General features: G+C 36.9%; 23 protein-coding genes, 1 pseudogene and 1 riboswitch. Of the genes and pseudogenes, 21 read left to right on the forward strand and 3 right to left on the reverse strand.

The genetic code is table 11. The features are described from left to right. Positions 1–286: 286 nt before the first annotated feature. Positions 287–412: pseudogene (locus KGI01_RS08535) on the reverse strand (IS3 family transposase); the annotation flags it as partial. A 40-nt stretch (positions 413–452) separates the two neighbouring features. Between KGI01_RS08535 and KGI01_RS08540 the strand changes: the two are divergent. From KGI01_RS08540 to KGI01_RS08630, 19 genes are all read left to right on the forward strand, one after another. After that, positions 453–653, forward strand: coding sequence for a hypothetical protein (locus KGI01_RS08540; protein WP_141274344.1), 201 nt, complete (start codon positions 453–455; stop codon positions 651–653). A 195-nt stretch (positions 654–848) separates the two neighbouring features. Then, a complete protein-coding gene (locus tag KGI01_RS08545; protein ID WP_141274345.1) occupies positions 849–1,742 on the forward strand; it encodes an SDR family oxidoreductase in 894 nt (297 codons plus the stop codon). Positions 1,743–2,092: 350 nt separating this feature from the next. Continuing rightward, a complete protein-coding gene (locus KGI01_RS08550; protein ID WP_141274346.1) occupies positions 2,093–3,304 on the forward strand; it encodes an MFS transporter in 1,212 nt (403 codons plus the stop codon). Between the two features lie 228 nt (positions 3,305–3,532). Beyond that, on the forward strand, positions 3,533–4,042 hold the full coding sequence (locus tag KGI01_RS08555; protein WP_141274347.1) for a YfiT family bacillithiol transferase: 510 nt from the start codon (positions 3,533–3,535) through the stop codon (positions 4,040–4,042). A gap of 52 nt (positions 4,043–4,094) precedes the next feature. Then, on the forward strand, positions 4,095–4,586 hold the full coding sequence (locus tag KGI01_RS08560) for a peptide-methionine (S)-S-oxide reductase (protein ID WP_141274348.1): 492 nt from the start codon (positions 4,095–4,097) through the stop codon (positions 4,584–4,586). A gap of 129 nt (positions 4,587–4,715) precedes the next feature. Further along, positions 4,716–5,168 (forward strand): LytTR family DNA-binding domain-containing protein, encoded by a 453-nt coding sequence (locus KGI01_RS08565; RefSeq protein WP_068457210.1) that lies wholly within the window; start codon positions 4,716–4,718, stop codon positions 5,166–5,168. Continuing rightward, positions 5,165–5,581: a DUF3021 domain-containing protein gene (locus tag KGI01_RS08570; RefSeq protein WP_141274349.1), complete on the forward strand. Its 417-nt coding sequence runs from the start codon at positions 5,165–5,167 to the stop codon at positions 5,579–5,581. The genes KGI01_RS08565 and KGI01_RS08570 overlap by 4 nt, the downstream gene beginning before the upstream one ends. A 65-nt stretch (positions 5,582–5,646) precedes the next feature. Then, positions 5,647–6,150 (forward strand): YehS family protein, encoded by a 504-nt coding sequence (locus tag KGI01_RS08575; protein ID WP_068450836.1) that lies wholly within the window; start codon positions 5,647–5,649, stop codon positions 6,148–6,150. A gap of 94 nt (positions 6,151–6,244) precedes the next feature. Continuing rightward, on the forward strand, positions 6,245–7,057 hold the full coding sequence (locus KGI01_RS08580; RefSeq protein ID WP_141274350.1) for a hypothetical protein: 813 nt from the start codon (positions 6,245–6,247) through the stop codon (positions 7,055–7,057). A gap of 253 nt (positions 7,058–7,310) precedes the next feature. Further along, positions 7,311–7,460, forward strand: coding sequence for a Fur-regulated basic protein FbpA (fbpA, locus tag KGI01_RS08585; protein WP_141274351.1), 150 nt, complete (start codon positions 7,311–7,313; stop codon positions 7,458–7,460). 92 nt (positions 7,461–7,552) lie between these two features. Then, complete coding sequence (gene asnB, locus KGI01_RS08590) at positions 7,553–9,379, forward strand: asparagine synthase (glutamine-hydrolyzing) (protein ID WP_141274352.1); 1,827 nt, start codon at positions 7,553–7,555, stop codon at positions 9,377–9,379. A gap of 23 nt (positions 9,380–9,402) precedes the next feature. Further along, entirely contained in the window at positions 9,403–10,392 is a 990-nt protein-coding gene (locus KGI01_RS08595) for a C39 family peptidase (RefSeq protein ID WP_170214762.1), read from the forward strand. A 64-nt stretch (positions 10,393–10,456) separates the two neighbouring features. Continuing rightward, the gene (locus tag KGI01_RS08600; protein ID WP_141274369.1) at positions 10,457–11,629 is read left to right on the forward strand and encodes a carboxylate--amine ligase; all 1,173 of its coding nucleotides are present in this window, start codon (positions 10,457–10,459) and stop codon (positions 11,627–11,629) included. A gap of 3 nt (positions 11,630–11,632) precedes the next feature. Then, positions 11,633–12,337, forward strand: coding sequence for a cysteate racemase (gene cuyB, locus KGI01_RS08605; protein ID WP_087682243.1), 705 nt, complete (start codon positions 11,633–11,635; stop codon positions 12,335–12,337). Positions 12,338–12,494: 157 nt separating this feature from the next. Next, positions 12,495–13,769, forward strand: coding sequence for a DEAD/DEAH box helicase (locus KGI01_RS08610; RefSeq protein ID WP_082701349.1), 1,275 nt, complete (start codon positions 12,495–12,497; stop codon positions 13,767–13,769). A gap of 22 nt (positions 13,770–13,791) precedes the next feature. Beyond that, complete coding sequence (locus KGI01_RS08615) at positions 13,792–15,021, forward strand: aminopeptidase (RefSeq protein WP_068450847.1); 1,230 nt, start codon at positions 13,792–13,794, stop codon at positions 15,019–15,021. A gap of 207 nt (positions 15,022–15,228) precedes the next feature. Further along, positions 15,229–15,906, forward strand: coding sequence for a response regulator (locus tag KGI01_RS08620; protein WP_141274354.1), 678 nt, complete (start codon positions 15,229–15,231; stop codon positions 15,904–15,906). Continuing rightward, positions 15,890–17,302 (forward strand): HAMP domain-containing sensor histidine kinase, encoded by a 1,413-nt coding sequence (locus KGI01_RS08625; protein ID WP_141274355.1) that lies wholly within the window; start codon positions 15,890–15,892, stop codon positions 17,300–17,302. Before KGI01_RS08620 ends, KGI01_RS08625 begins: the two co-directional genes overlap by 17 nt. Before the next feature lie 63 nt (positions 17,303–17,365). Beyond that, entirely contained in the window at positions 17,366–18,238 is an 873-nt protein-coding gene (locus KGI01_RS08630; RefSeq protein WP_141274356.1) for a foldase protein PrsA, read from the forward strand. A 42-nt stretch (positions 18,239–18,280) separates the two neighbouring features. Here the strand turns inward: KGI01_RS08630 and KGI01_RS08635 are convergent, their stop codons facing one another. Next, complete coding sequence (locus KGI01_RS08635) at positions 18,281–18,634, reverse strand: magnetosome magnetite crystal formation protein family (protein WP_068450864.1); 354 nt, start codon at positions 18,632–18,634, stop codon at positions 18,281–18,283. A gap of 115 nt (positions 18,635–18,749) precedes the next feature. Beyond that, positions 18,750–18,849, forward strand: a riboswitch (TPP riboswitch). A 95-nt stretch (positions 18,850–18,944) separates the two neighbouring features. On the opposite strand from KGI01_RS08635, the gene thiT reads away from it, so the two are divergent. Both thiT and map read left to right on the forward strand, forming a co-directional pair. Then, entirely contained in the window at positions 18,945–19,508 is a 564-nt protein-coding gene (gene thiT / locus KGI01_RS08640) for an energy-coupled thiamine transporter ThiT (RefSeq protein ID WP_068450867.1), read from the forward strand. 169 nt (positions 19,509–19,677) lie between these two features. Then, entirely contained in the window at positions 19,678–20,430 is a 753-nt protein-coding gene (map, locus tag KGI01_RS08645; RefSeq protein WP_141274357.1) for a type I methionyl aminopeptidase, read from the forward strand. 54 nt (positions 20,431–20,484) lie between these two features. Here map and KGI01_RS08650 read toward each other — a convergent pair whose 3' ends face one another. Continuing rightward, entirely contained in the window at positions 20,485–21,216 is a 732-nt protein-coding gene (locus KGI01_RS08650; protein WP_131004905.1) for a TspO-related membrane protein, read from the reverse strand. Positions 21,217–21,242: the final 26 nt, after the last annotated feature.

Genomic DNA, 21,242 nt, shown 5'->3' on the forward strand with positions numbered 1-21,242 from the left:
CTTAAGACAACAATAAATACTTAAGACAACAATAAATACTTAAGACAACAATAAATACTTAAGACAACAATAAATACTTAAGACAACAATTAAATCATATATATTATAATATATATATTATAATGAACTAATTGTACAAAATGGTACAATAGAACAAAGTGTCCATGATATCCCTTTTTTTAATGAGATAAAATATCTCCTCTTCCATAAAGTAACACTTCATTCTAAGTATTGTTTACAAGCATAATAAAATATACCTTGGAATGTCAACTCTAAACTGTACAAATTATTTAGAGTGCATCAACTTATATTCAGTAGGTGTTAAATAATCTAATGATTCATGTATTCTAATATTATTAAACCAATGGACATAATCAAAAAGTGCAAGATCAAGTGCTTGTTGGTCAGGGAAAAATGAAAATCGTATTGCATATAGCATAGATAAAATTGATGTGCTGAAAGAAACAGAATTAAAGCGTATTCGAAAGCGATTAATACAGCTTGACGTACTGAATTGGTCAGACGAATATATCATGGAGCATGTTCTTGATGGTACGATGTGGTCACTGCAAATCGACACACCTTTCGAACGAATTGAAAAGCATGGGCATCAAGAATTCCAAAGCAGTGGGATTCATTTGTACAGTGCTTAGAAAATGCACGTCGAAATGCCACCATTTAATTTTTGCCACCACGCCAGAGGCTAGTTCTTCTGGCGTTTTTTCATGTCTTTCTCTAGTAAAAATCGTTCAATCTGCCTATCATCCGTTTAATCCTTTTTCAAAAGGGAAAAATTGTAGGTGTGTATAGCATGAATTGACCGATAAAATGGGAGAGGATGAGTGAGTATGAAGAACGAACATTTAATTGATCCGCGTAAGAAGTTTTCGAATAAGGGGTTTCCAGAGCAAGAGCAGGATACGCCTGCTTTACAGCAAAAGATGAAGCCGATGCCGGATTGTGGTGAGACGTCTTATAAAGGTTATGGTCGTTTGAAGGGGCGAAATGCGCTCGTTACAGGAGGCGATTCGGGTATTGGTCGTGCAGCGGCGATTGCGTATGCGCGCGAGGGAGCAAATGTAGCGATTCAATACTTCCCAGGTGAAGAAGTAGATGCGCATGAGGTAAAGGAAATTATCGAACAAGAAGGTCAGAAGGCACTTTTACTGCCGTATGATTTACGTGAAGATGCGGCTGCTTCTGAGGTTGTCGAAAAGACAGTCGAGGCATTTGGGGGTGTCGATATTCTTGTATTAAATGCGGCACAGCAAATTGCACAAGAGAGCCTGCAGGATTTACACATCAAACAGGTAGAAGATACGTATAAAGTGAATGTGATTAGCATGTATGAAACAGTGAAAGCAGCTGAACCACATTTAGAACCTGGAAGCGCCATTGTTACGACGACATCTGTACAAGCGTTTAATCCTTCTACGCATTTAATGGATTATGCAGGGACGAAAGCTGCGATTGCGAATTTTACTTTGAACTTATCCAGTTATTTTGCGCCAAAAGGGATTCGTGTAAATGGTGTAGCACCAGGACCAATTTGGACACCACTTCAATTAGATCATGGTCAATTAGAAGGAACGATTCCAAATTTTGGTCAAGATACATTACTTGGTCGCGCAGGACAACCTGTAGAGTTGGCACCTGTATATGTATTATTTGCTTCTGATGAAGGCAGCTACATTACAGGACAAATTTATGGTGTAACAGGCGGCGAAGCGATTGATTTGTAGAATGATGGATTTAATGACTTAAAAAAATCGTTTTAAGTGAAAATTTTTATTGTACATTGATTTCAAGTTTGCTAGAATTACTATTTGAAATAGCACACCTTTAAGAACAGTCCAGAGAGACTGAAAAGGGAACAACTTGAGAGCGAACTGTCTACATTTTTAGATGTCTTTGTTTATTCATGCCCTTTTTGTCTACTTTTGGACGAGAAGGGCATTTTTATGTGCTAAAAGTTACGTCACTCTTTTAAAAGTGGTCCTGTGAGGCCCAAAAGGAGAATGGAGTCTTTTTCATCATCCATTCATCATAAAAGAGCTCGGTTACATCTTAGAGAACATTGGAGGATTTTGAAATGGACTATCGTAAAAAGACCGTCGTTGCGTCGGTCGCAGGTTTGACTTTAGAAGGTATGGACATTATGTTCATCTCATTTGCGATGACGATGATTATCGCAGAGTTTCACATTGATTTAGCAACAGGTGGATTGATTTCATCCATCACAAACATCGGCATGTTAATCGGTGGTATTCTATTCGGAGTATTAGCTGATAAATATGGTCGTGTCAAAGTTTTCACATATACAGTTCTACTGTTCGCAGTAGGAACAGCTTTAACAGGTCTTGCGACAAATATTGAACAAGTGTACTTATTCCGCTTCATCGCTGGTCTTGGTGCAGGTGGTGAGTACGGTATTGGTATGGCACTTGTTGCAGAAGCTTGGCCAAAAAATAAACAAGGTCGTGCATCTTCTTATGTAAGTGTTGGTGCGCAGTACGGTGTTATTTTAGCGGCATTACTAAGTGCAGTCATCTTACCAACATTAGGTTGGCGCGCACTATTCTTCGTAGGTGTAGTTCCCGTTATTTTCGCTTTCATCGTACGTAAAAATTTAGACGAGTCACCAGAGTGGTTAGAAGCTCAAAAATTGAAAAAAGCGAGTAACAAACGAGAGGAAAATAAATTAGGTCAGTTATTTAACTCATCAAAAACAACATTTACAACGATTGCATTAATGATTATGGCGACAGTACAAATCGCTGGTTATAACGGTTTAATGATTTGGTTACCGTCGATGTTACAACAATCACAAGGCTTATCGGTATCAGGTTCAGCACTTTGGACGATTAGTACAGCAGTCGGCATGATTATCGGTATGTTAACATTTGGTCAGTTCTTAGACCGTTTCGGTACAAAACGTGCTTTCGGGATTTTCTTACTAGCATCAGCGTGTGCAGTGTTTATTTACGCATATGCGACAGGTAGTGCCGGTGTATTAATCGGTGGAGCCATCGTCGGTTTCTTCTCAAATGGTATGTTTGCAGGATACGGTGCATTAATCGGCGGTCTATATCCAACCGAAATCCGCAGTACAGCGACGAATACAATCTTCAACTTCGGTCGTGCAGTTGGTGGTTTCTCACCAATCTTAGTCGGTTACATCTTACAAAATTACGATATGAAGATGGCGATGCTTTATTTAGCGGGCTTATACATTATCTCATTCGTTATGATGTTAACATTGAAAAAAGGAAGTACAACACCAGCAACACAGCTTGCGAATTAATCAAAAATGGCTTCGACATGGCAACATGTCGAAGTTTTTTATTTTGAAAAAATCAAGCCTAATTTAGTGCAAAAGGGTTATTTTGTTCGTTTTTTATCGAAAAAAAGACGAAAAAATGTTGGTTGATTCTAAATTTCTCTGATTTCATGCACGTATAATTTGTACTCCAAAATCAAAAGTAGGTATGATGTGATAAAGTAGTTTTATACATCAAAGGAGAGATGGCATATGGATGTAAAATATCCAATTGGTCAATTACAAGTACCAGAAAAAGTAACGTTTGAAGATGTCCAAGGGTGGCTTGAACAGATGGATACGTACACAGACCGTCTACGAAATGTAGTAGACGGATTAAGTGATGAAGAACTTGAAAAAACGTATCGTGAGGGTGCATGGAATGTCCGTCAACTTGTTCATCACATTGCAGATTCACAATTAAATATGTATCAACGTCTAAAGTTGGCACTGACAGATGATTGTCCGACAGTTCCAGCCTTTTTAGAAGAAGAATGGGCGATTACACCAGATACAGAAGTACCTGTGGAATATTCGATTCGCATGTTAGAAGGAATTAATGGGCGTATTATCGCATTAGGTCAAACACTTACAGAAGATCAACTGAATCGTTCATTTATCCATGAACAAAATGGTGAGATTCTCGTCTCAACGAAGATGGCGAAGTTGGCATGGCATGAAGAACATCATTTAGCGCATATTCAAATCGCATTAGAAAAATAATTTAGTGGCTGGGACTTTTCCTAGCCTTTTTACATAGAGGGGTTGTGGTGAGATGGAAACAGTTTATGTAGCTGGTGGATGTCTATGGGGTGTCCAAGCATTTTTTAAAACATTACCGGGTGTATTTGAGACAGAAGCAGGGCGTGCAAATGGCACAAACTCGACATTAGAAGGTGCATATGACGGTTATGCAGAATGTGTACGTGTTACATTTGATGAACAGGTAGTGACAGTCACACAATTGATGGGATATTTATTCGAAGTGATTGATCCGTATAGCGTCAATAAACAAGGAATCGACGTTGGTGAAAAGTATCGTACAGGATTATATAGTACAGAGGCGAAGCATTTGGAAGAAGCGAGAGCATTCATTGATGCACGTTTGGACCATGCAAAAATCGCAGTAGAAGTGAAGCCACTGACGAATTATGTGCGCAGTGCAGAAGAACACCAAGACCGCCTTGCGCGTTGTCCAGATGACTACTGCCATATCCCGAAACATCTGTTGGAGAAATACGTTTTGAAAGAAGAATCTCCATTGTGAGGTTCTTTTTTTATACAACATAATTGCGAAATATAACTAGTTACGATTCGAAATTAACCTGTTAGAGTAAAAGATAAAGGAATCGATTCATCACATGGTATTGTTGAAATAGTAAGGGGGGAAGTGGTGGTGAAGTTTGTGGTAACAATTGATGAAAAAATTGAAGATATAGAAGTGCATATCCATGCAGCTAATTATTCAGAAGAAGTAGAAAAGCTAGTAGAATCTTTAAAAACACCTAAGATGAAAATGATAGCGGGTTATAGAGAACAAGAAGTGCATATGTTAAAAATAGAAGATATTTTTTCTATTTTTACAGAGGATGGAAAAGTCTATGTACAAACTGAGTTAGAAGATTATCAAGTTAAAAAGAAGTTATATGAGTTTGAAAGTCTACTATATAAAGAGTTTGTCAGAGTTAATAAATCTACTCTAGTCAATTTACAGTATATTCAATGTATACGCGTTGGTTTATTAGGAACTACAAATCTTTATTTAGAGAACGAAGTCTGTTACCCAATCAGTCGCAAATATTTACGTGAGTTAAAAGATCGGTTAGGTATTGGAGGGAATATGGTATGAGAATGATTCAAAATGGTTTGTTAGGTATGTTAATCGGCTTAAGTATTTCTTATTTTATGGTTGCTTTAAGTATTTCACAGGTGGATGAAGCAATTGCAGGACACGAATTGTTTAATCAAATGATGGTCTCTGGAACTATGGGGATAGTGATTGGTTTTGCTGCTACTATTTTTCAAGTTGAAAAAATTCCTCTTTTTTATCAATTCACGAGCCATTTTCTTTTTGTAATTTTATGTGTATCTATTAGTGGCTATTTTGCAGGATGGTACAATCCTTCAGAATCGAAAAGTTGGTTTGTATTAATTGGGAAAGTAGGCACTATTTATTTAGTCACTTGGTTTTTTATTTATATGAGTACAAAAAGAAAAATTAATGAATTAAATGAACTAATCCAAAATCGTAAACAACACTAATGTCTATTCGCCTTTCTCGTCGTTCAATGTTAAACTATTGAAGTAAAGATTGTAGGAGGTTTAACATGACAAATAACGATATTTTAATTCGTCTACGTTATGCGTTAGATATTAAAAATACAGATGTAGTAGAGATGTTCCGCTTAGGCGGTATGAAGTACACGAAGGATGACATCTTAAATATGCTGAAAAAGGTGCAAGAAGATGAAGCACCACCAGCAGGTTATATTGAGGTAACGAATGATATGTTAGAAGCCTTTTTAAATGGCTTAATTACATTCAAACGTGGACCACAAAAGCCAAAGCCAGGTCAAGAAAAGCCAAAAGTAGAAGCAGTGAAAGATCATGCGAATAATATGCTAATTAAAAAAGTGAAAATCGCATTATCGATGACAAGTGAAGATGTACTCGACACACTATATGATGGTGGCGTAAGTGTATCAAAAGGTGAGTTAGGTGCGATTTTACGTAATCCAACACATCGTAACTATAAAGCTTGTGGCGACCGTTTCGCCCGTAACTTTTTACGTGGTTTGACAATGCAATACCGCGAAGATACAAAAGCATAAATGATGACACCAAAACGCAATTGGGTTTTGGTGTTTTTTTATCTATTTTCTATTCATGTTGTCGATATTATAAAAAACAACTAGGAGCTACAACATGAAAAAATACATACTTATTCTACTTTTATTTTTAAGCTGCCTTACGGTCGCATTTGAAAAGAACGTAACAGTTAAAACAAACACCATTACTTTTTCGAATAAACAAGTGATGAAAACTTGGTTTTATCCTTATCGAGATCCAGCAGGGAAGGTTGCGCCAAATGCGATTCGTAGTCTACAAGGTTTTACAATCAATGCGAAAAAGGATATTTATGTGAGCTATGCGACAGATGACAAAACAACATATGGCTATATTTATCACTATTATTCAACAGGAAAACTAGTAAAGAAAAGTACGCGTCTTGTGATAGGACATGGACAAGCGATTTCTAATTATAAAGGTTCAATTTATGTCGTTGCAGATATTTCAGGTAAGAAAAACTATCAAATGTACAAAATCGATGAAAAAACATTGCGTGTGAAGCAGTCATGGATACTGCCATCTAATATTCACCCGAACGTACTCTACATGCATAATGAACGTGAAGCTTCTGTCGTATCGAAAGTAACAGAGGGTTATCATATCAATCGTATTACATTAACAGGTAAGCAAGCTGTACTGGATACGAAGAAAAGAATCGTTGTAAAAGGATTAGTTGGAACAACAGTTAAAAAACCAGTTCAAGGCTTTACGTATGAAAAAGGGCTTTATTATACTTTGTCAGATGGTCAATATGGTGTGGTTGATGCGAAAGGTAATCTAAAACGAGTAGCATTGCAGACAAAGCGAGAACCAGAAGGAATTGGCTTTGTGAATGGGAAAATGGTGATGGCATTTAATAATCTGAATGAACTATTCAAACAAAAATAAAATGCGTCAAATCAATTGGTAGAAAATGATGGGAAACGGTTGTGTGAAAGGGAACTTAGGCATAAAATGAAAACGTACGATATCTCGCCTTTTTTCTTCTGAAAAATCATGATTTATGCAACTTCTTTCGTTTTTTGAGGTCCTATTAGCGTAGAAACCGAACAAGTGGTAGAACCTCAATGACTTTAATCGTTTGAAAAGACGATGAGAGGGTATGGATTGTGTAGCATTGAAGAAGAAGGAGTACGATCGTATGGCACAACAAGAGCGACAAAAACAGACATTAAAAGATGATGTAATCGATCAACTAATGGCGATTGGCGTATATAAAATCAAAGACTTACAACTATATCAAGTTCCATTACATATCCTTGTTCAGGAGTATAGAAAACACGTAAGTTAATTGAAAAAAAGCGAGAAGAATACAAGAAAAAATGTTAAAATGAAGAGATTGAAATAGGACATTGATTGTAATAGATAGGAGAATATAAATATATGTGTGGATTTACAGGATTCGTAGGCGAAGTAGCAAACTCAGATGTAGTTTTAGAAAATATGATGAACCAAATTATTCATCGTGGTCCAGACTCAGCAGGGGCTTATACAGATGGTGAGGCGGCACTTGGTTTCCGTCGTTTAAGTATTATTGACGTAGAGCATGGTAGCCAACCAATTTACAACGAAGATCGTTCACTTGTATTGATTTTCAACGGTGAAATTTACAATTTTGAATCAATTCGTGAAGACTTAATTGCAAAAGGACATACATTTACAACACATACAGATAGTGAAGTATTAATTCATGGTTATGAAGAATACGGTACAAAATTAGTACAAAAACTACGTGGCATGTTTGCGTTTGTTATTTGGGATAAAAATAACAAAAAATTATTTGCGGCACGTGATATGTTTGGTATTAAACCACTTTATTATGCGCAAATGAACGGTACATTAATGTTTGGTTCAGAAATCAAAAGTTTCTTACCACACCCTCATTTCGAAAAAGCATTAAATGAAAAAGCGTTAAAACCATACTTAACATTCCAATTCCCTGTATTAAACGAAACATTCTTTAAAGGCGTATTCAAAATGCCAGCAGCTCATTATATGACATATGAGAACGGTAAAGTTGAAATTACACGCTACTGGGAACCAAAATTCAATCCAGAAGAGCGTCCACTAGATGAAATCGTAAGTGAGATTGATGATACAGTACGTGAATCCATTAAGGCACACGAATTCTCAGATAAGAGCGTAAAAGTAGGTTCATTCCTATCTTCAGGCGTAGACTCTAGTTATGTAGCATCTGTTTTAAAACCAGATAAAACATTCTCAGTCGGTTTCGCAGCGAAAAAATTCTCAGAAGTAGACAACGCAAAAGCATTATCTGATGAATTAGGCATTGAAAACGTAAGTGAAGTATTAGATCCAGAAGAATGCTTCAATAAAATTGGTGATATTCAGTACATGATGGATGAACCACATTCAAACCCATCAATCGTACCACTTTATTTCTTAGCAGAACTAGCGCGTAAACATGTGACAGTTGTTCTTTCAGGTGAAGGAGCAGATGAATTATTCGGTGGTTACGAAGAATACGATGATTCACCAACGATGCGTAAATATAAAAAAGTACCAGGATTCATCCGTAAACCAATTGGTAAAGTAGCAGAAGCATTACCAGAAGTACGCGGTAAACACTTCTTAATGAAGGGTGGCTTACCTGTTGAAAAAACATTCATCGGACAAGCACACATTTTCGAAGAAGATGAGTCAGCAGCAATCTTAAAACCAGAATTCTTAGATGCGCCAACAGTTGAAGAAATCGTTATGCCTGTTTATCGTAAAAATCCAAACGAAGATGATTTAACGAAAAAACAATTACTAGACTTAAACTTATGGCTAGTGGATGACATTCTATTAAAAGCAGATAAAATGTCAATGGCACATTCAATTGAGCTACGTGTACCATTCTTAGATCGCGAAATTATGCGTGTCGCTTCAAAAGTACCTGCACGTTACCGTATCAATGAAGAAAATACAAAATACGCATTCCGTAAAGCATCTGAACGTGCGTTACCACAAGAGTGGGCAAAACGTAAAAAGATTGGTTTCCCAGTGCCAATTCGTCTATGGATGCAAGAGGAAAAATACTATAACCAAATTAAAGCAACATTCGAATCAGATACAGCAGCGAAATTCTTCGATCAAAAAGCGATTGTACAATTGTTAACAGATCATTATGAAGGAAAAGCGAAAAACCAACGCAAAATTTGGTCAATCTATGTATTCCTTGTATGGTATAACCAATATTTCGGATAATCTGATTGAGGGAGCTAATGACATTGTTTAAGAGAAGTAAAGTCAGTTTGTCTTTGCTCCTCTTTTGCATTTTATTACTTAGTGCATTATTAGGTGGATGTACGAGCATTTTTCCTGCAAAAGATGAGCAATCAGAAAAAGCGATTAAAATATTGATTGTGGAGTTCGGAAGCGGGACGCCTATCCCTAATATGAAAGTGAACATTCGTGACGCGAATACGAATGAGTTGGTTATGGAAAAAACAGCAGATGCCAATGGAGAAGTGGATATCTATGGTTTAAAAGACGGTAAGAAGTATCTCTTTACACCGTCTTCTATTTATGAGAGTGAGAGCGAAGGGATTGCTCAACTTGTCAAAGTAGAAGAATCAACAAGTTATATTCGTTTAGAAACGTACTATGTACGTAATCACAAAGGAGCCAATGTACCTGTTGTTTTGCAAAAGCCTGTTTTTCCACATGGTTGTGAAATTACAGCATTAACAGCAGTTCTACAATTTTACGGAGCCAATGTGACAAAAGAAGTCATGGAGAAAAAATATTTACCAAAAGGGCCACTTGTGCGAGCAAATGGTGTTTGGATTGGTCCTGATCCAGCGAAAAAATATGCTGGAAACCCTGCAAGCGAGACGGACGGTATGTATGCTTTTGCGCCTGTAATTGAAAAAGCAGCACAAAATTACATTAAGCAAACAAAAACAGCATTAAAAGTTCGTAACATGACAGGTGCTTCAAAAGAACAAATTTTGGATAAAGTAAATAAAGGAATTCCGGTCATTACATGGGTGACACTTGATTTAACACCACCGCAAATGAAACAAGGGTGGACGATTAAAGGAACAGATCATCGCATCGAAATGTATCGTAATTTACATGTTGTTGTTGTGACAGGCTATCAAGATGGAAAAGTAATTGTAATGGATCCATTAAAAGGATATGTCGTCCATAATGAAGAAGACTTTTTTAAAAGTTTTAAAGAGATGAAATCACAAGCAATTGTGCTTGAAAAATAAAGATAAGGCAGATGATGAACAAGTGGCAGAGCAATCATTTTTACCCATTTTAATAGGTTCCGACATGAATGCCTATGGAATGGCACGTGCTTTTTACGAAGCATATGGAATTAAATCCGTCGTTATTGGACGTGCACATTTAACACCAACACAAAATAGTCGTATTTTAGACTTCTACGAAGAACCAAAGTTAAAAGAAGACTTTTTAGCAATTATGCAACGTACTGCGAAGAAATTTGCAGGGCAAAATTTATTATTAATGGGTTGCGGTGATGATTATGTAAAACTCATTATTAAAAATAAAGATGAGCTTGTAAAAGACTTTACGGTGCCTTACATTAATGAAGAATTAATGGATCAAATTCTCTTAAAAGAGAATTTCTACGAGATGTGTGAAAAGTATAATTTCAGCTATCCGAAGACAGATATCGTTACAGCTGAAAACTACGAGAACTTCTCGCCAGATATTCAATATCCAATCATTTTAAAAGCATCGAATTCAGTGGAATACTGGGCTTGTTCTTTCCCAGGTAAGAAAAAAGTATTCGTTGCACAAGATGAGGCTGAAAAAACTGCGATTTTAAAAGCAATCTATGCATCGTCTTACCAAGATGCGATGATTGTACAAGAATTCATTCCTGGTGACGACTCATATATGCGTGTATTAAATGCGTATATTGGAACAGATGGTAAAGCGAAATTAATGTGTTTAGGTAATCCAATTCTTGAGGAACATTCACCTGAAGGAATCGGTAGTTACGCAGCAATTATTACAACATATGATAAAGAGTTAATGGATCAAGTGAAGTTCTTCTTAGAAGATATCGGTTTTGAAGGTATTGCCAACTTCGATATGAAATATGATTACCGCGATGGTAAATATAAATTATTCGAAATTAACTTACGAAATGGTCGCTCAAGTTACTATGTGACAGCAGCTGGCTATAACTTAATGCAATATGTAGCAGATGACTACATGCTTGGTAAAAAACAAGATTTAGTCTATGCAGATAATGAGCATTTATGGACGGTTATTCCGAACGGGGTATTATTCAAATATGCACAAAACCCAGAGTTGAAAGCAAAAGCACGTCAACTCATTAAAGAAGGTAAAGTAACGAATTCATTATTCTATAAGGAAGATATGAATGTAACACGCTACGCAAAACTGACATTAAACAGTCTGAACTATTACCGCAAATATAAAAAATACTTTAATAAGAAGGGCTTGTCTTAATCTATGACTAAGAAAACATTAGGTATTATTGGTGGTGTAGGTCCATTAGCAACGATGTTGTTAGGGGAGATGATTGTCCGAAGAACGAAAGCTTCGACAGACCAAGAGCATATGCATTGTATCATTGATAATGATACGAGAATACCTGATCGTACAGCTTATATTTTAGATCATACAAAACCCAACCCGCTTCCTGTCATGGTACAAGATGCGGGGAAATTAGTCGGAATGGGTGTAGATGTAATCTGCATTCCTTGTAATACAGCACATTATTTTTATGACGATTTAGCAAAAGACACAGCCGTACCGATTTTGCATATGATTCGTGAAACTGCACAAAAAGTGAAAAATCTCGGTGCAAAAAAAGTAGGTGTCCTTGGAACAAAAGGAACACTTTCAACGAATTTATATCAAAATGCTTTACGCGAACAAGGGATTGAGCCAATCGTTCCAAATGATGCGTTACAAGATGTATTAATGGAAATTATTTATGAGTATATAAAGGCTGGGCGCAGCATTTCGAGAGAGATGTGGCAGCGTATTGAAGATGCAATGTTTGCAGAGGGCTGTGACCATATTGTATTAGGATGCACTGAATTATCCATTGTCAATCGTGATTTTGCATTGGACCAAGATTCACGTTACGTGGATGCGATGGTAACATTAGCAGATCGTGCGATTGAAGTATGTGGATATGAACATGTATAAATAAGCATCAGAGAGGGAGGAATCACAGTGTATATGTGGTTTCTCCTTCTTCTTGCAACTTGAATTCATGGAAACGTAGGAATTTTGTATAAAACAGATGCTCACATAGCGAAAATTTATGTTTTAATTAAAGAAGATGAAAGAAGGTGGCGTTAAAATGACTTTTTTAACACAATTAAATGAAGATTTACAAGCAAAATGGAAATTTGAAAAAACAATGCCGATTCAAGATGAGATGATTCCAGCGATGTTAGCTGGACATGACGTAATTGCTGAATCGCCAACAGGAACAGGGAAAACATTAGCGTATGTCTTGCCAATCCTTCAACAAGTAGATGGTACAAAGAAAAATACACAGGCGTTAATCGTTGCACCGTCACAAGAACTTTGTATGCAAATTACAGATGTTATTCGTGACTGGACGGCTGGAACACCGATTACAGTTGTACCGTTAATTGGTGGTGCAAATACAGCGCGCCAAATCGAAAAGTTGAAGAAAAAACCAACAATTGCAGTGGGAACACCAGGGCGACTAAACGAATTAGTACGTGCGAAAAAATTAAAATTACATGAACTGCGTTACATCGTATTAGATGAAGGTGACCAATTACTTGGACGTGAATCACGTGTGATTGTGAAATCATTCATTGATGGCGCAAATCATGACCGTCAAGTGGCTCTTGTATCAGCTACAATTACAGATGAGATTGAATTAGTAGGCGAACGTCTAATGTCTGAACCGAAGCGCTTTAAAGTACGTCCAGAAGACATTCCAGACCAAGGGAAAGTCATTCATTCATATATGAAAGTAAGCGTACGTGAAAAAACAGAATTACTACGTAAACTATCTCATATTGAAGGATTACGTGGTCTTGCATTTGTGAATAACTTAGACCAATTACTAATGAAAGAAACAAAGTTACAATATTTAAATGCACCGATTGCTGTACTGCATGCAGAGATGAAAAAAGAAGAGCGTAAACAGGCGCTTGAAGCATTCCGTAAAGGAAAAATCCGTATTCTAATTGCAACAGATGTGGCGGCACGTGGTTTAGATATTATGGGCTTATCACATGTAATTCATGTGGATGTGCCACATAACCGTGAACAATATTTACACCGTTCAGGCCGTACAGGTCGTGCAGGTAAGAGTGGTGAAGTGTTAACACTCCTTACTTCATTCGAAGAAAAAGAATATAAACAATATACACGTGAACTAGAAGACCGTCCGACTGAACGTATTTTAAAAGGTGGACAGCTGATGGATGGTAAGGGTGAATATCCACATGCTTCACGTAAACCAGAAGAATTACGTCGTAAACAACAGAACCGTCGTGGTGGTAATGGTGGCAATCGTGATTCCAAACAAGCAAATGGTTCAAAAAAACCGTATAATCAAGGTGGAAGAAAATTTTCAAGCAAGAAAAAATAAGTAAATAAAGGGGTATGATGAGATGAGTTTTGAAGAAAAATTAGCGCAATTTGCAGAATTAGCTGTAAAAGTAGGCGCAAACGTTCAAAAGGGGCAAACACTTTTAATTAATACTTCAACAGATACAGTTGAGTTTACACGTATGGTTGTGAAAAAAGCATATGAAGCAGGAGCAGCACGTGTAACTGTTAATTTTTCAGATGAAGCAATTGATCGCGCATTATTTGATTATGCGCCTGAAGAAGAATTTGAAAAATATCCACGCTGGATTGCAGAACAACGCGATGAATTAATCGAGCGTAAAGGTGCATTACTGTGGATTGATGCAGCTGATCCAGACTTATTAACAGGTGTTCCTGTGAATAAATTATCAACACATCAAAAAGCAGCAGGTAAGGCACTTGAAAACTATCGTGATGCTGTAATGAACGACAAAATTGCATGGTCAATTATCGCCATTCCTTCAAAAGCTTGGGCGAAAAAAGTATTCCCTCACTTACCAGAAGAAGAGCAAGTCCCAGCACTTTGGGAGGCCATCTTCAAAACAGTTCGAATTGGTGAAGGTGATGCAGTACTAAATTGGGAAGAACATCTGATTAAATTACATGCACGTGCAGATTTATTAAATGCCAAACGCTATACAAAATTACACTATACAGCACCAGGAACAGATTTATGGATTGAATTACCTGAAAAACATATTTGGCAAACTGGTTCAAGTCGTACACCAGAAAAAACAGAATTTGTAGCGAATATGCCAACAGAAGAAGTCTATACATTACCTTCTAAGTATGGTGTGAATGGCTATGTATCGAATACAAAACCACTTGTATATCAAGGAAATATTATTGATAAATTTACACTGGCATTTGAAGATGGTGTCATTGTCAAAGCAGAAGCAGAGATTGGACAAGACTTATTACAAGAGATGATTTCTTCAGATGAAGGTTCAAAATATCTTGGTGAAGTAGCACTTGTACCGCATGAATCACCTATTTCTGCATCGAATATTTTATATTACAATACATTATTCGATGAGAATGCTTCAAATCATTTAGCTGTTGGTGCAGCATATCCAACATGCTATGAAGGTGGAAGCGAATTATCTGAGGCTGAACTAGACGCACATGGTATTAACTCATCGATTACACATGAAGATTTCATGATTGGCAGCGGCGAGATGGATATTGATGGTATTTTGGCAGATGGTACAGTTGAACCAATCTTCCGTAAAGGAAATTGGGCATTTTAAATAAATAGAAACAATAGCTTAGGTTATAGGTGTAAAAACACCATTTGATATGAGTATAAGAAAAACTGGAATCGTGTTGTGGCGCGGTTCCAGTTTTTCGTTGCGCACTCTAAAAAGAAGCGAAATGTTTTATCTATTCGTAGACATCTAGTTGACGTATAAATAGGGTAAAATAAGCATACGTGAATAAATGAGGAGCGAATGAACATGAAAGTATTAATTGTTGAAGATGAACAAGCCATTAGCCAAGTGTTAAAGGTTTATTTACGTAAAGCAGGTTTTGAAACAGAACAAGTCTTTACAGGTAGTGAAGCCTTTTTTATATTTGAACGTTTTCAACCAGACCTTGTATTACTCGATGTGATGTTACCAGGAAAAGATGGTTGGACAATTTTAAAAGAAATTCGTGAGCAGTCACAAACACCTGTGATTATGTTGACTGCACTTGGTGACACACATTTTAAATTAGATGGCTTAAATGGTGGCGCAGATGACTACATTGCCAAGCCTTTTGAAGCAGAGGAAGTGGTAGCGCGGATTAAAGCCGTGTTAAGACGCGTGAATCAACCACAACATGCAGTGAAGCAGTTTGGAGCTTTACAAATTGATGCAACAGCGCATCAAATTCACCTGCATGGAGAAGAAGTGACACTCACGCCACGTGACTTATCCGTACTATTATTTTTAGCAGAACATCCAAATCAAACATTCACACGTGATCAATTATTAGAGCATGTGTGGGGCTGGAACTACGATGGAAGTGACAGAGCAGTCGACCTATCAATCAAAAGACTGCGTAAGGCGTTACAAGCGTGGGCAGCTGATGAGGGTGAAATCCGTACACTGCGAGGATTGGGGTATCAACTACGTGTTCAAAAATCGTAAACGCATCTCACTACAAACGTATTGGATGACGCGCTATTTACTCGTATTACTCATTGGATTAGCGATTGTGGCACTTATTTCAGCCATATGGATTCGTCATACAAACGTATCGTATCGCATGGATACAATGGAAGTACTAGCAGAACAAATAACAAACCAATTAACAGATGTAGAGAATCCAACAAATGATGTGCCGAATCGCTTTATTGGCGATCCTGAGAAGTTCCCAAGACAAGATATAAAACCAAAAGTCTATATAACAAATACAGACGGGGATGTACTAAATGAACGTGCTATGGGACCAAAAATTACCAAAATTCCAAAAGAGGTACTAACTTCTTCAGATGAAAAACAGACACTAAAAGACTTAGATGGTATATCGCAAACCTACTATATGGTGAAGAAAAAAGTAGAAATGGATGAGAAGCATGTAGGCTGGGTTGTTGTTATGGAAGATGAAAAAATGATGACGCGCTCGAATCAAGCATATGGTCAACTAGCACTAATGATTGGAGCACTTGCACTCATTGGACTTGGAGCTATCTATTATTTAACTTCTCGATTAGTTCGTCCAATTCGGGAGGTAGCTGTAGCAGCCAAGCAAATTCAAGAAGGGAATTATGCTATCTCTCTGCCAGATCATCCAAAGGAACGAGAAGTATATGAACTTGTCACATCATTTACTGAGATGGCGAATCGTCTTGAACAACTTGAAGCGATGCGTACAGAGCTTTTAGCAGGTGTAACGCATGAATTAAAAACGCCTGTAACAGCAATTGACGGCTTACTTCAAGCATTAAAAGACGGTGTTGTGACTGGAGAGGAAGCACGTGAATTTGTACAGATGGCAATGGTCGAAACGAAGAAAATGAAAACGATGGTAGGTGATTTACTTGCCTTTAACTCATTTGCAGTCAATGCCATCCCACTTAAATTTGAAACAAAAGAAATCAATTCGTATGTAGAAAATACAATGAAACAATGGCAAACGACACAAGAGTTTGAAGAAGTTCAGATTACATTAGATGAACATGTAGAACCAATTCACCTCTCAATTGATCCTATACGTTTCCAACAGATTTGTACGAATTTATGGACGAATGCAGCACAAGCAATGCATGAACAAGGTCAGATTCATATTCGTCTACAAGCAGATAAAGAAAAAGTGCGTATTTTTGTTCAAGACGAGGGAAGTGGTATTCCAAAAGAAGAACAACCATTTATTTTTGACCGCTTTTATCGAGGAGAAAATAAAAAATATGCAATTCGTGGATTAGGGTTGGGATTACCACTTAGTAAAATGATGGCTCAGTCGATGCAAGGTGACTTACGTTTAGTGCATAGCGATGAACAAGGTACGTGTTTTGTGATTGAACTGAAAAGAAATGAAGCATGACATCTCGTTGACACATTCCTTCTTTATAGTGAAGATAGTTCAAAAATAAGGAGTGTCAAATAGATGAAAAAGAGAATGATCTGGGCAATCGCTATCATCTTTGTTTTAGTTGTTGGAAGTGGTGTATATTATGCAACAGCCAAAACAGGATATGTCGCAAAAGTAGGCGATACGAAAATCACACAACAGCAACTGAATAATGTTTTAAATAAACAATATGGTAGTGCAGCGCTTGAAACATTAATTCAAGACCAAGTAATTATACTTGAAGCAGAAAAACAAAAAGTAACAGCAAGTGATGCAGAAGTAGATGCACAATATAAAAAAGTTGAAACACAATACGGCGGAGCAGATGCACTTGAATCAGCACTTGAATCAAATAACATGTCGAAATCTGATTTTAAAGCGAATTTAAAAACGTATGTACTCGCATCTAAAATGATTGAGAAGGATTTAGATACATCTGACGAAACATTAAAAGCTTATCTAAAAGAAAATCAATCTACATTCGATACAGCAGCGCAAGTGAAGGCAAGTCACATTCTTGTAGAGAAAAAAGCAACTGCGACAAAAATCAAAAAAGAGTTAGATGCAGGTGATGACTTTGCAAAATTGGCGAAGAAATATTCAACTGATACTGCCACGAAAAGTAAAGGTGGCGACTTAGGCTACTTTACGAAATCAGAAATGGTGGAAGAATTTGCGACACAAGCTTTCAACATGAAAAAAGGTGATATTAGTGACCCAATCAAAACAGATTATGGTTACCATATTATCAAAGTAACAGGTACAGTCGATGCAAAAACAGCAAAGTATGAAGAGGTCAAAGACAAAGTAAAAGAAGCGTATATTGAAGCGCAAATTAGCGCACAATATTCAAGTTGGTTAACAGAGAAAATGGCAGACTACGACATTACAAATACACTCAGTAAATAACAAAAGAAGCAGTATGAGAATGATCTCAGCTGCTTCTTTTTCTTACATAGTTGTACTTTTTTGGTTTAATACTTGAATGCCGCGAACGATATTCCAAATGACAATCGCCAATGAGAATAGAGCCATGAAAATGATGAAAATAATGACACCTATACCAAGTGCAGCACCTGTTGAATCACTCATTTCAGCTGATGCAAAGATACCCATTGTTGCTAAAATAATAAAGAAAATAACTGCAGGAACATAAAGTAACAAGTGAGAAATAAGTGCATGTGTTGCGTGTTTTTTTACATCACGATCTTTTACAACAAGCATAACAATCAGCGGTAAAATAAAGCCTGCAAAGAAAATACTGAAGTAACAAAGTGATGATAAAATACGATTATTCTGTTCCATGATAACCCTCCCTTTTGTTCATAATAACTTATATACGTATAAAAATGGAAATCGTTTCATGCTATTGCTATATTTCGTTAAATTCAGTAGAATGAGAGTGTTCAAAAATAATGATGTAAACCACAAGGGGTGCATACGTGCTGAGAGAGAGTTTCGACTCCAACCCTTCGAACCTGTAAGTTAACACTTGCGTAGGAATGTGGATAGAAACCGACATATAACGATGTCAGGCTCTGTCCTGATGTCGTTTTTTTTATCTAGATTACCACAGGAATTGTGTAAGACATCAAATCAATGGAGGTTCATAAAGATGAACAAACAAAGATTATTAATGATGATTGAGGTGGCCATTTTTGCGGCGATTGGTTTTATTTTAGACAAACTATCGTTTTCGATTTGGGCACAGGGTGGTTCCATTAGTTTAGTTATGGTACCAATCGTATTGATGGCGATGCGTTGGGGAACATTACCAGGGCTTGCGACAGGTCTTATTGTAGGGGTACTACAAGTTTTAACAGGTGCAAGTATTTTAACCCCATTACAAGGATTTTTAGATTACTTCTTTGCGTTCACAATTGTCGGGATTGCTGGAGTTTTCCGTCCGATGGTTATTCGTGCTTCAAAACAGAAAAAAGATGGCGCAATGCTTGGCTGGATTTTAGTGGGTACAGCAATTGGTGGAATCCTACGACTGATTTCACATACAGTAGCAGGCGCAGTATTCTTCGCAAGTTATGCGGGCGACCAAAACCCGTGGATTTATTCTGTTGTTTATAATAGCTCGTATATGATTCCAGCTATTATTTTAACAGCTGTCGTGATTTATCTATTGTTTAGAGCAGCACCTAAGTTATTCGTTCAAAAGACGTATTAAGAATAAAAACGTAGCGACTAAGAAATCGTTACGTTTTTTATTATATATATATCCACCTAAATAAAAACTTTTACTGAATGTATGAAAGAATGCATAGACTTTTTATATGTATCTACAAAAATTATGATATAGTTAAGAGTAGAATTTTATATAGAAGGGACCGTTATACATGATTGCAACAACTCAACAAGAAATCGATGCGTTATTAAAAGCGGGTCGTGCCATGGCAGAAATTCGCGAGGCAATGAAAGCTGTGACAAAACCAGGCGTTACAACAAAAGAGCTAGATGAATTAGCTGGTAAACTATTTGAAGAAAAAGGTGCAGTATCTGGACCAAAAGCAGAATATGACTTCCCAGGTTTCACATGCATTAGTGTAAACGAGGTCGTAGCACATGGTATTCCAAACGATACACCTCTAAAAGAAGGCGATATGATTAATATTGATGTATCGGGTCATGTGGATGGTTTTTATGCAGATACAGGTATTTCATTTATCGTAGGTGATGCTGAAAAGCCAGAATTACAAAAATTATGTGATGTAGCACAGTCAGCTTTTGATCGTGCTATGACAAAGGTTAAACCAGGTTCTAAATTGAATCAAATTGGTAAAGCTGTAGAACGTGAAGCGCATGATAATGGTTTAAAAGTAATTATGAACCTAACAGGTCATGGTGTAGGACACTCATTACATGAAGAACCACAATATGTATTGAACTATTATGATGCATGGGACGCTACTTTAATGAAAGAAGGTATGGTTTTCGCAGTAGAACCATTCATCTCACAAGCAGCTGAAAATATTATTGAAGGTACAGATGGTTGGGCGTTTTTAACACCAGATAAATCATTTGTAGCACAACTAGAACATACAGTAATCGTGACAAAAAATGGCCCGATTTTAACAACAAAAATTGATTAATAAAAAGAGGAGAACGATTTTTTCGTTCTCCTCTTTTCTATAGTGTAAAACATGTTAATAGATTGTTCTTGGCTTTTTACGCATAAATAGAATACCAGCAAGTAATACACCACTTAAAAATAATGCAGCTGTTGTTACTAATAATTCCTCAAAGTTATTTTGTACAGCAATTCCTAAATAGAACCAGATGAATAGAATCGGGAAGTAAGGATCGTAATGATGAAAGCGGATGTGAAGTGCAATGGCTACAAAGACAGTCAATAAGATGACGGCCCATAGCGGTTGACTTAATCCAAAACCATCCCAACGTGCTGCAACAAGTAAGATTGCTAAATTGAACATAATAAGTAATACGAGCCATGCTAAATAAAGTGATATAGGTAGGCGTGTGGTCATCGTATTCTTTTCAGGTAGTAATAAATACATACCTGCAAGTGCAAGTGTACTGAATACGAGTATCATACATGCGATGATGAACTGACTATTTTGCCAGTAATAAATCCAAACGATTGAAAGGACCATACTAATTGTAAATAAAAAACTTTGTACATGTGTAATCGCAAATTGTTTCTTTGCAAACATTTGCCATTGTTTGTAAATCCAATATAATATAGAGAGATAGATGAGTGCCACTACATAAAAGACATAGTCGGATGGATAAGCTAGAATGGTATAGCTATTTGCAACATCCACTGTCGTTTGACCATTGAATGGAAGAATGGCAGCAGATACGCTGACAATCATCATTGCTAAAAAACTGATTGTCATTAACAATAGTCTGCCCAAAAGATCTCCTCCTCATCAAGATTTTT

This window comes from Kurthia gibsonii (genome assembly GCF_006539985.1).
Classification (GTDB): Bacteria; Bacillota; Bacilli; order Bacillales_A; family Planococcaceae; genus Kurthia; species Kurthia gibsonii.